This window comes from Curvibacter sp. AEP1-3, from assembly GCF_002163715.1.
Classification (GTDB): Bacteria; Pseudomonadota; Gammaproteobacteria; order Burkholderiales; family Burkholderiaceae_C; genus Allorhodoferax.
This window is the reverse complement of record NZ_CP015698.1, coordinates 3723265-3733463: the sequence shown is the minus strand read 5'-3', so window position 1 is coordinate 3733463 and position 10199 is coordinate 3723265. Positions and strand designations below refer to the sequence as shown.

9 protein-coding genes and 1 pseudogene are annotated in these 10199 nt (G+C 61.2%); 7 read left to right on the top strand and 3 right to left on the bottom strand.

The features are described from left to right. Positions 1 to 94: 94 nt before the first annotated feature. Positions 95 to 1324: pseudogene (locus tag AEP_RS17570) on the bottom strand (DUF3683 domain-containing protein); the annotation flags it as partial. Positions 1325 to 1523: 199 nt separating this feature from the next. Here AEP_RS17570 and ugpB point away from each other — a divergent pair. From ugpB to ugpQ, 5 genes are all read left to right on the top strand, one after another. Beyond that, the gene (ugpB, locus tag AEP_RS17565) at positions 1524 to 2843 is read left to right on the top strand and encodes a sn-glycerol-3-phosphate ABC transporter substrate-binding protein UgpB (protein ID WP_087496592.1); all 1320 of its coding nucleotides are present in this window, start codon (positions 1524 to 1526) and stop codon (positions 2841 to 2843) included. Between the two features lie 97 nt (positions 2844 to 2940). After that, complete coding sequence (gene ugpA, locus AEP_RS17560; RefSeq protein WP_087496591.1) at positions 2941 to 3828, top strand: sn-glycerol-3-phosphate ABC transporter permease UgpA; 888 nt, start codon at positions 2941 to 2943, stop codon at positions 3826 to 3828. 92 nt (positions 3829 to 3920) lie between these two features. After that, positions 3921 to 4772 (top strand): sn-glycerol-3-phosphate ABC transporter permease UgpE, encoded by an 852-nt coding sequence (gene ugpE / locus AEP_RS17555; protein ID WP_087496590.1) that lies wholly within the window; start codon positions 3921 to 3923, stop codon positions 4770 to 4772. A gap of 15 nt (positions 4773 to 4787) precedes the next feature. Continuing rightward, complete coding sequence (gene ugpC / locus AEP_RS17550; RefSeq protein WP_087496589.1) at positions 4788 to 5822, top strand: sn-glycerol-3-phosphate ABC transporter ATP-binding protein UgpC; 1035 nt, start codon at positions 4788 to 4790, stop codon at positions 5820 to 5822. Further along, positions 5819 to 6637: a glycerophosphodiester phosphodiesterase gene (gene ugpQ, locus AEP_RS17545; RefSeq protein ID WP_087496588.1), complete on the top strand. Its 819-nt coding sequence runs from the start codon at positions 5819 to 5821 to the stop codon at positions 6635 to 6637. The genes ugpC and ugpQ overlap by 4 nt, the downstream gene beginning before the upstream one ends. On the opposite strand, the gene AEP_RS17540 is transcribed toward ugpQ, so the two are convergent. Both AEP_RS17540 and AEP_RS17535 read right to left on the bottom strand, forming a co-directional pair. Further along, positions 6624 to 7286 carry an HAD family hydrolase gene (locus AEP_RS17540; protein ID WP_087496587.1) on the bottom strand — a complete coding sequence of 221 codons (663 nt, stop codon included), beginning with the start codon at positions 7284 to 7286 and terminating at the stop codon, positions 6624 to 6626. The two genes, ugpQ and AEP_RS17540, sit on opposite strands and share 14 nt — an antisense overlap. 26 nt (positions 7287 to 7312) lie before the next feature. Further along, the gene (locus AEP_RS17535; RefSeq protein WP_087496586.1) at positions 7313 to 7582 is read right to left on the bottom strand and encodes a hypothetical protein; all 270 of its coding nucleotides are present in this window, start codon (positions 7580 to 7582) and stop codon (positions 7313 to 7315) included. A 76-nt stretch (positions 7583 to 7658) separates the two neighbouring features. Between AEP_RS17535 and hemA the strand changes: the two genes are divergently transcribed. Then, entirely contained in the window at positions 7659 to 8918 is a 1260-nt protein-coding gene (hemA, locus tag AEP_RS17530) for a glutamyl-tRNA reductase (protein WP_087496585.1), read from the top strand. A gap of 151 nt (positions 8919 to 9069) precedes the next feature. Continuing rightward, positions 9070 to 10191, top strand: a complete 1122-nt coding sequence (prfA, locus tag AEP_RS17525) for a peptide chain release factor 1 (protein ID WP_087496584.1) — start codon at positions 9070 to 9072, stop codon at positions 10189 to 10191. Positions 10192 to 10199: the final 8 nt, after the last annotated feature.

Below are 10199 nucleotides of genomic sequence, written 5' to 3'. Positions count from 1 at the left end.
GCCCCCTGCGCACGCAAAGCGGCAATTTGCGCTTCGAGCCGGATCACTGCACGAGGCGCTTCCCGGTCTTCACGCAGCATGCGCGGCATTTGCTGATCCAGCGTATCCGGCCGTCGGTGCCCTCTTTCTGGATGCCGGGCAAGCCGCTCAGGAACTTGTCGGTGACGTCTTTGCCCAAGCCTTCCTTGCGGAAGGTGGTGCCAGGAATGTCCAGGCGCTCTTTACGGATGGGCGTTTTGCCGTCGGCCTTGTAGTACTGCAGCTCGAAGCTAGCCACTTCCACGTCATGGATCTTTCCCATGTTGTGGTTGATACGGGTCACTTCCAGCCACTCAGCCTGCGGCGTCACCATGCGCCAGCTGGCCAGGTTGTCCAGCGCAGTGCCCCACAGAACGGCTTTTTTGCCGCCCGCGTTCATGGCAATGTTGCCGCCAATGCACGAGGCCTCGGCAGACGTCGGGTCCACCGCAAACACATAACCGCCGCGCTCGGCGGCATCGGCCACCCGCTGGGTGACCACACCGGCCTCGGACCACACGGTGGCCACATCGCGGTCCAGACCAGGGAGGCGTTTCATCTCCACCTCGGTCATGGCTTCGAGCTTTTCGGTGTTGATGACCACGCTCTTCCAGGTAAGAGGAATCGCGCCGCCCGTGTAGCCGGTGCCGCCTCCACGGGGAATGATGGTCAGCCCGAGTTCGATACAGCCCTTCACCAAACCGGCCATTTCCTCTTCCGAGTCCGGGCACAGCACCACAAAGGGATATTCAACGCGCCAATCGGTCGCGTCGGTCACATGGCTTACGCGCGAGAGGCCGTCAAACTTGACGTTGTCTTTGGCGGTGAGCTTGTAAAGCAGCTTCTGGGTCTTCTTGCGCAGGGCGGCCACTTCCACAAAGGCGGCATCAAACGCTTTGACGGCTGCTCGGGCAGCCACCAGCAACTGGCCGACCATGGCGTCCCGCTCGGGGTCCGCCTCTGGGGTGCGGCGCTTCTCGACTTCCGAGAGGCGGTGGTTCAACGCATCGACCAACTGGCCGCGGCGCTTGGGGTTGTCCAGCAGATCGTCCTGCAGGTAGGGGTTGCGTTGCACCACCCACACATCGCCCAGCACCTCGTAGAGCATGCGGGCAGAGCGGCCGGTCTGGCGTTCGCCACGCAGCTGGTTCAACAGCTCCCAGCTGTGAGAACCCAGCAAACGAATCACGATTTCCCGGTCGGAGAAAGACGTGTAGTTGTATGGAATTTCGCGGATGCGCTCTTGCGCATGAGCGCCCGGCTTGGCGGCGCTGAGGAGGTGATTGAGCGAGGTGGGAGCGTTCATCAGGGTGTTTAGTAGCTGCCAAAGGCCCCGGCACGGCCTTTTTTGGTAGGTCTGCGATGGTACCGCACCGCCTATTCACGGGCTTTTCTAATGGAAACCCCTGACCAATCGGTCAAAATTCTCAGGTTGTAATGAGAGTGACACATATTTGACATGCAGCGCACCTAGCATCGCCGCATTCGACATTCAGGAGGCAATCATGTCCATTACCCGCAGAGCTCTTTCTATTGCTGCCGTATCCGCGGCCGCATTCGCCATCCCAGGCATCGCCCAAGCCCAGACCGAAATTCAGTGGTGGCACTCCATGACCGCCGTGAACGGCGAATGGGTGAACGACCTGGCCAAGGAATTCAACGCCAGCCAGAAAGACTACAAAATTGTTCCCACCTTCAAGGGGACCTACGACGAATCCATGACCGCTGCGGTTGCCGCTTTCCGCGCCGGCAATGCACCCCACATCCTCCAGGTGTTTGAAGTGGGCACTGCCACCATGATGGCCAGCAAGGGAGCCGTGGTTCCCGTCGGCAAAGTCATGGCAGACGCGGGCTACAAATTCGACCCCAAGGTGTACGTGCCTGCTGTGGCCGGCTACTACACCGCGCCCAATGGCCAGATGCTGAGCTTCCCGTTCAATAGCTCCACCACCATCTTTTACTACAACAAGGACGCCTTCAAGGCAGCCGGCATCAACCCCGACCAGGCGCCCGCTACCTGGGGCGATGTAGCTCTGGCAGCCGCCAAGCTCAAAGCCAGTGGCCACAAGTGCCCTATTTCGATTGCATGGCAAGGCTGGACCCAGCTGGAAAGCTTCTCTGCCTGGCACAACGTCGAATTCGCGACCAAGCAAAACGGCCTGGCCGGAACAGACGCCCGCCTGAAGATCAATTCGCCACTGCACGTGCGCCACATTGAAAACCTGGCCAATATGGCCAAGCAAGGCTTGTTTGTGTACAAGGGCCGCGCCAACGTGCCGGAAGCCAGCTTCGTATCCGGCGAGTGCGCCATGATGACTACATCGAGCGGCTTCTACGGCAACGTGAAGAAGAACGCCAAGTTCGCCTACGGTATTGCTCCCCTGCCCTACTACAAAGACGTACCCGGAGCACCGCAAAACACCGTCATCGGTGGCGCCAGCTTGTGGGTCATGGCCGGCAAGAAAGCGGAAGAGTACAAAGGCATTGCCAAGTTCTTCGACTTCATCTCCACGCCTGAAGTGCAGTCTGCCAGCCACAAGCGCACCGGCTACCTGCCCATCACGACTGCGGCTTTTGAGCTGACCGAAAAGTCCGGCTTCTACAAAGAGAACCCCGGCACCGATGTGGCCGTGAACCAGATGATCCGCAAAGTGACAGACAAGTCCCGCGGTATCCGTTTGGGCAATTACGTGCAGATCCGCGCGATTGAAGACGAAGAATTGGAACAAGTCTGGGCCGGCAAGAAAACTGCCAAGGAAGCTCTGGACTCCATCGTGACCCGTGGTGACGAACTGTTGGCCCGTTTCGAAAAAGCCAACAAATAAATCGTTTCTTGATTGAACGGAGTGGCCGCTGCGGTGGCCACTCCGTTTTTCTATTTCCGACATCCCACTTTGGGTCCCCACACCTTGCATAACAACTATGGCTAACGAAAAACGGGTGGTATTCAAATCCGCGTGGCTGCCTTGGGTGCTGATTGCACCGCAGGTCATCGTCATCACGGTCTTCTTTTTCTGGCCGGCGGCTCAAGCGCTGATGCAGTCGGTGCAACAAAGCGACGCCTTCGGCACCTCTGTGGAATTTGTCGGGCTCGACAACTTCCGCAACCTCTGGAACGACGCCTCCTACCTCGCCTCCTTCAAGACCACTGCAGTGTTCTCCGCATTGGTGGCCGTGTTGGGCCTGAGCATCTCGCTAATGCTGGCGATCTTTGCCGACCGCGTGGTCAAGGGCTCGGGTATTTACCGCACTTTCCTGATCTGGCCGTACGCCGTAGCCCCTGCAGTGGCTGGCGTGCTGTGGCTCTTCATGTTTGCGCCCAGCATCGGTATCGTGAGCTATGGCATCCGCGCTCTTGGAGCGAGTTGGGACCCGCTGCTCAACAGCAACCACGCCATGGCGCTGATCGTGATGGCAGCAGTTTGGAAGCAGCTGTCTTACAACTTTCTGTTCTTCTTGGCAGGCTTGCAGAGCATCCCCAAGTCGCTGATCGAGGCCGCATCCATGGACGGTGCGCGCCCCTGGCGCCGGTTCTGGACCATCCAGTTCCCGCTGCTGTCGCCCACCACCTTCTTCCTGCTGGTGATCAATGTGGTGTATGCCTTCTTTGACACCTTCGCCATCGTCGATGCGGCCACCAAAGGCGGCCCGGGCAAAGACACGGCCATTCTGGTCTACAAAGTGTATTTCGACGGCTTCAAGGCCATGGACCTGGGTGGCTCGGCAGCCCAGTCGGTGGTGCTCATGGTCATCGTGGTGGCACTCACCGTGGTGCAGTTCCGCTTTGTTGAAAAGAAAGTGAATTACTGAAATGACACGCCCCCACGCTCATCACTACGTGTATTCGCTGCCCCCCAAGGGGGCGCATGGCTCCTTTGGGGCAGCCCTGCAGGAGCCATCTCATGGTTGAACGTCGCCCCTGGCTGGACTTTTTGTCGCACGCCATTCTCATCATCGGGGTGCTCATCGTGGCATTCCCCATCTACATCACCTTTGTGGCCTCCACCCATACGGCGGACGCGGTGGTGCAGTCGCCCATGCCGCTGCTGCCCGGCAGCCACCTGCTGGACAACTACGCCGCCGCTCTGGGCGGTGACCGCCAAGGCTCGGGGTCGCACGCGTCGGTGGGTCGCATGATGATGGTCAGCCTGATTACGGCGCTGATCATTTCCATCGGCAAGATTGCCATCTCGCTGCTCTCGGCGTTTGCCATCGTGTACTTCCGCTTTCCAGCGCGCATGTTCTTTTTCTGGGCCATTTTTGTGACCCTGATGCTGCCGGTGGAGGTGCGCATCGGCCCCACTTACCAAGTGGTGGCTGATCTGGGCATGCTCAACACCTATGCCGGCCTCACGGTGCCACTGATTGCGTCAGCTACGGCCACTTTCTTGTTCCGGCAGTTTTTCCTGACCGTGCCGGATGAGCTGGTGGAGGCCGCCCGAGTGGACGGCGCAGGCCCCATGCGCTTCTTCAAAGACATTCTGGTGCCTCTGTCGGCCACCAGCATGGCGGCACTGTTTGTCATCCAGTTCATTTACGGCTGGAACCAGTACCTCTGGCCGCTGCTGGTCACCACCAAGGAGGACATGTACCCGGTGGTCATCGGCATCAAGCAAATGATTTCGGGCGGCGACGCCCAGACCGAATGGAACATCGTCATGGCCACCGCCATGCTGGCCATGCTGCCACCCGCGTTGGTGGTCATGCTCATGCAGAAATGGTTTGTCAAAGGCCTCGTGGACACCGAAAAGTAATAGGAAAAAAGATTTATGGCTTCCATCGAACTCAAAAACGTCATCAAGCGCTACGGCAGCGGCAAGTCGGCCAACCAGGTCATCCACGGCGTGAACGCCCAGATTCAGGACGGTGAATTCATCGTCATCGTCGGGCCCAGCGGCTGCGGCAAATCAACGCTCTTGCGCATGGTGGCCGGCCTGGAAGAAGTGAGCGACGGTCAGATTTCCATAGGCGGGCGCGTGGTCAACGACCTGGAGCCCAGCGACCGCGACATCGCCATGGTGTTCCAGAACTACGCGCTCTACCCGCACATGAGCGTGTTCGAGAACATGGCCTACGGCCTCAAGATCGCCAATGTGCCCATGGAAGAGATCAAGGCGCGCGTGGACAAGGCCGCCAAGATTCTGGAGCTGGCCCCCTACCTGGAGCGCAAGCCCAAAGCCTTGTCGGGCGGGCAGCGCCAGCGCGTGGCCATGGGCCGCGCCATCGTGCGCCAGCCCCAGGTGTTTTTGTTTGACGAGCCGCTCTCCAACCTGGACGCCAAGCTGCGCGCCCAGACCCGGCTGGAAATCCAGAAGCTGCACCGCGAGCTGGGCATTACCAGCCTGTTTGTGACGCACGACCAAGTGGAAGCCATGACGCTGGCCCAGCGCATGATCGTTATGAATGGCGGCGTGATGGAGCAGTTCGGCACGCCCGAAGAGGTCTACACCCGCCCGGCCAGCACCTTTGTGGCCAGCTTCATCGGCTCGCCGCCCATGAACCTGCTCAAGAATGCACCGGACGCCAAGCCAGGCGTCATCACCGGCATCCGCCCCGAGCACCTGGACATCACGTCTGGCGGCTGGGCCCTGCAAGTGGAAGCGGTGGAAATGCTGGGGGCTGAGCGCCTGATCTACGGCAAGTGGGCGCACAAATTGAATGCTGCGGATGCGGATGAGACTGTCATCATCCGCATCGAAGAGTCGGCCGCCGTGCCCGCCTTGGGCAGCACCCTGCATGTGACACCGCGCGCAGACCGCATCCACCACTTTGACGCTGCCACCGGCAAAAGAATCACCGCATGACCGCCGCCCACGAATTCGACCTCCCCGCCTGGCCCTACCCCCGCTGGGTCGCCCATCGGGGCGCCGGCAAGCTCGCGCCCGAGAACACGCTGGCCGCCTTCCGCCTGGGTGCCAGCCACGGTTACCGCATGTTCGAATGCGACGTGAAGCTCAGCGCCGATGGCGTGCCGTTTTTACTTCACGATGCCACCCTCGCCCGCACCACCAATGCATCCCATCAAGTGCTGGCGCCCGTGAATCATCCGCAAGTAGCTATCAAAGATGTAGCAAATGAGGCCATCGCCGGCAACCATCCTTGGGCCACTTTGAGCCGGCTCGATGCCGGCGCTTGGCACAGCCGTGCCTACGCAGGCGAGACCATTCCCACGCTGGACGGCATTGCCGCCTATTGCATCCGCAACGGCTACTTTCTGAACATCGAGATCAAGCCCACCCCGGGTACCGAGCGTCACACCGGCGAGGTCGTGGCCCGGCACGCCGCCCTCCTGTGGGCAGGACAGTCCGTGCCACCCCTGCTGACTTCTTTCGCGCCAGACGCACTGGAAGGCGCTCTGGACACTCAGCCTGAGTTGCCCCGTGGTCTATTGCTGGACGAACTCTGGAGCGGTTGGCTAGAAACCGCCCTGCGCTTGGGATGCCACGCCATCGTGTGCAAGCACACGCTCTGGGACACCAGCACTGTGACGCAAGCCAAAGCGGCCGGCATCCGCACCCTGAGCTACACGGTCAATGACGAGCCCGCTGCGCAGCGTCTGATCGACTTAGGCACGGACGGCATCATCACCGACCGGGTGGATTTGTTCAGCCCTGCTTGAGTACCCAATCGACGGCAGAAGCCATGTCCGGCACCACCACGGTGGCGGCACTGAAGTCCTGCACTGCAGACATAGCGGTGGGTATCGCCACACAGGCCAGCCCCGCCGCAATGGCCGAGGCGACGCCGTGCTCAGTGTCCTCAAAGGCCACTGCTTCATGGGCCTGCAAGCCCATCTTCTCCAAGGCGAGCAGGTAGCACTCGGGTGCTGGCTTGCTGTGAACGACTTCGTCCGCAGAAATCACGATCTCAAACTCCGGCGCCAGCGCGTGCGAGCGCAAAGTGGCGGCAATGGCGAACATACGTGCCCCGGTCACCACGCCCTTGCGCAGGCCCGCTGCATTCAAACGGGTCAATGATTCGCGCACGCCGGGCATCAGCGGGAAGGCGTGGGTTGCAAGGTATTCGGCCGTCATGCCGTTTTTGGTATCAGCCAGTTCGGCGGCGTCCGGAGCCAGCGCATAGCGCTTCTTGATGTCATGGCCGTTGGTGATGGCGGGCACACCTGAGAAGTCCGCCATGAACAACTCCACCGGAATCTGCACGCCATAGGGCTGCAGCACCTGATTCCAAATCGCGTGATGCACCGCTTCGGATTCGACCAGGGTGCCGTCGTGGTCAAACAGAACGGCTTTGAAACGTGAGGGCATAAAGCTCCAAAAAAGGGGGGCCGGGTTCAGCGGCGCATGGCCCACCACTGGCTGGCCGCACAGGCCAGCACCATGGCGCCGTAGCTGAGCATCTTGCCGTCGCGCCCGAAGAATACGAGTCCGCCCATCAAGGCCCCTAGCCCCGCTACAAAATTAATAGCTGCCTGCGCATATAGACTGAGCGCTACCGGCACTTTTCTATAAAAAAGAGACGCCAGAAGCGCCAGCAACACCCCGACCACCAAGGCAGGAGCCGCAAAATTCAACAGGTGGTTCAGGAGATCGAGAGGGCCCATGGCGGTCATTGCAAAGGCCAATCGAGGCTTTGGCGGGGTGAGTAGACGCTGGATTTTATAATCGGCGTCTAAACATATGGCAGTCTGGGCATTAGGCATCAACCACACCACCGCACCGCTGGATATGCGGGGCCGGTTTGCGTTCGCCAGTGACCAGATCGCGCCGCAGCTCCACGGGCTGCGCCAGAGCATGGCCCGCCCCCCGGAGGCGGCCATTGTCTCCACCTGCAACCGCACCGAAATCTACTGCGCAGGCGATGAAGCCGCGCTGGACCACACCCTCGCCTGGCTGGCCCAAAGCGGTGGCGTGTCGGCCAGTGAACTACGCTCCCACACCTACCGCCTCGAAGACCAGGAAGCCGCCCGCCATGCCTTCCGCGTGGCCAGTGGCTTGGACAGCATGGTGCTGGGCGAGCCGCAAATCTTGGGGCAGCTCAAAGATGCGGTGCGCGCCGCCGATGAGGCAGGCGCTTTGGGCACAACGCTCTCCCAGCTTTTCCAACGCTCGTTCGCGGTGGCCAAAGAGGTGCGTACCTCTACGGAGATCGGCGCGCACAGTATCAGCATGGCCGCTGCGGCCGTGCGTCTGGCCGGCAATCTGTTTGAAGACCTGGCCAAGGTCAAGGTGCTGTTTGTGGGTGCGGGCGAAATGATTGAGCTCTGTGCCACGCACTTTGCGGCCAAGAACCCCAAGGCCATCGCTATTGCCAACCGCACGCTGGAGCGGGGCGAAAAGCTGGCCAGCCGCTTCGGGGGCGAGGTCATGCGCCTGGCCGACTTGCCCGAGCGGCTGCACGAGTTTGACGCTGTCATCAGCTGCACCGCCAGCACCCTGCCCATCATCGGCTTGGGCGCGGTGGAGCGCGCACTCAAAAAGCGCAAGCACCGCCCCATGTTCATGGTGGACCTCGCCGTGCCCCGCGACATTGAACCCGAAGTCAAAGCCTTGGGCGATGTGTACCTCTACACCGTGGACGACCTGGCCGGCGTGGTGCAAACCGCTCAAGCCAACCGCCAGGCCGCCGTGGCCCAAGCGGAAGCCATTGTGGACGCCGGGGTGCAAAGCTTTATGCACTGGGTGGACCAGCGCAGCGCCGTGCCCCTGATCCAGCAGCTCAATGCCCAAGCCGAAGAATGGCGCACCGCAGAACTCACCCGTGCCCGCAAGATGCTGGCCAAGGGCGAAGATGTGGACGCGGTGCTTGAAGCTCTGGCCAAAGGCCTGAGCCAGAAGATGCTGCATGGCGCCATGGCCGAGCTGCACGCCGGGGACGCTGCAGCACGCGAACGGGCGGGCAACGCGATTTCGCACTTTTTCTTGCGGAACAAGCGTTAGCTGGGGTCAAGCTCAGGGGTTCACACCCCTCTCCCCCAGTCCCTGTCGCCCGGCCGATTGAGCGGGGGGCTTAAACAGCCACATTTTGTTTTTTCGCTTCGACCCCGCTTCTACGGTCGTCGCATTGATCGCTACACACACAAAGTCACCCATGAAACCGTTTCTCCGCCAACAGCTTGCCAAGTACAAAGACCGCCAAGGGGAGCTGGAGTTTTTGCTTTCGCGTGAAGACATCATGAAAGACATGGAGCAGTTCCTCAAGCTCTCGCGCGAACACACCGATGTGGCAGCCGTGGCGGGACGTTGGGAGCGTTTCCAGCAGCGTGAGGCTGATCTGGCCACGGGGCAGGAGATGCTGGGTGATGCGGCGGGCGACGAGGACATGCTGGCCATGGCGCAAGAGGAAATCGACGGCGCCACCGCCGAAATGGCCCAGTTAGAGGCCGAGCTGCAGCGCATGTTGCTGCCGAAGGACCCGGACGATGCGCGCCCTGCGTTTGTGGAAATCCGCGCGGGCACGGGGGGTGATGAATCCGCCCTGTTTGCCGCGGATCTGGCCCGCATGTACACCCGCTACTGCGACGCCAAGGGGCTGCGCACCGAAATCATGAGCGCGTCTGAAAGCGAGCTGGGTGGCTACAAGGAAGTGGTGCTGCGCATCGAAGGCAGCACGACCACCAGCACGGGCTCTTGCGGTGCCTACGGCATGCTCAAGTTTGAATCAGGCGGCCACCGGGTGCAGCGGGTGCCCGCCACCGAAACCCAGGGCCGCATCCACACCAGCGCCTGCACGATTGCGGTGCTGGCCGAGCAGGACGAGGCGGAGGCCATCAAGATCAACCCCTCGGATCTGCGCATTGACACCTACCGCGCCAGCGGCGCAGGTGGCCAGCACATCAACAAGACCGACTCGGCGGTGCGTATCACGCACATCCCCACCGGTATCGTGGCCGAATGCCAGGATGGCCGCAGCCAGCACAGCAACAAGGCCCAAGCCCTGAAAGTGCTGACCGCCCGCATCCACGAAAAAGACCGCTCCGAGCGCGCCGCCAAAGACGCGGCCGAGCGCAAGAGCCTGGTTGGCAGCGGCGACCGCAGCGACCGCATCCGCACCTACAACTACCCGCAAGGCCGGCTGACCGACCACCGCATCAACTTGACGCTGTATAAACTGGACCGCGCGATGGAGGGCGATTTGGACGATGTGGTCGAGGCCCTGCAAGCCTACGAAGCAGCCCAGCAGTTGGCTGCGCTGGAAAACAGCTTGAACTGAGTTTGCTT

Bases quoted from the DNA above. Each gene is read 5' to 3' on its own strand.
- ugpB (WP_087496592.1), top strand. From the start codon at position 1,524: ATGTCCATTACCCGCAGAGCTCTTTCTATTGCTGCCGTATCCGCGGCC.
- ugpA (WP_087496591.1), top strand. From the start codon at position 2,941: ATGGCTAACGAAAAACGGGTGGTATTCAAATCCGCGTGGCTGCCTTGG.
- ugpE (WP_087496590.1), top strand. From the start codon at position 3,921: ATGGTTGAACGTCGCCCCTGGCTGGACTTTTTGTCGCACGCCATTCTC.
- ugpC (WP_087496589.1), top strand. From the start codon at position 4,788: ATGGCTTCCATCGAACTCAAAAACGTCATCAAGCGCTACGGCAGCGGC.
- ugpQ (WP_087496588.1), top strand. From the start codon at position 5,819: ATGACCGCCGCCCACGAATTCGACCTCCCCGCCTGGCCCTACCCCCGC.
- AEP_RS17540 (WP_087496587.1), bottom strand. From the start codon at position 7,286: ATGCCCTCACGTTTCAAAGCCGTTCTGTTTGACCACGACGGCACCCTG.
- AEP_RS17535 (WP_087496586.1), bottom strand. From the start codon at position 7,582: ATGGGCCCTCTCGATCTCCTGAACCACCTGTTGAATTTTGCGGCTCCT.
- hemA (WP_087496585.1), top strand. From the start codon at position 7,659: ATGGCAGTCTGGGCATTAGGCATCAACCACACCACCGCACCGCTGGAT.
- prfA (WP_087496584.1), top strand. From the start codon at position 9,070: ATGAAACCGTTTCTCCGCCAACAGCTTGCCAAGTACAAAGACCGCCAA.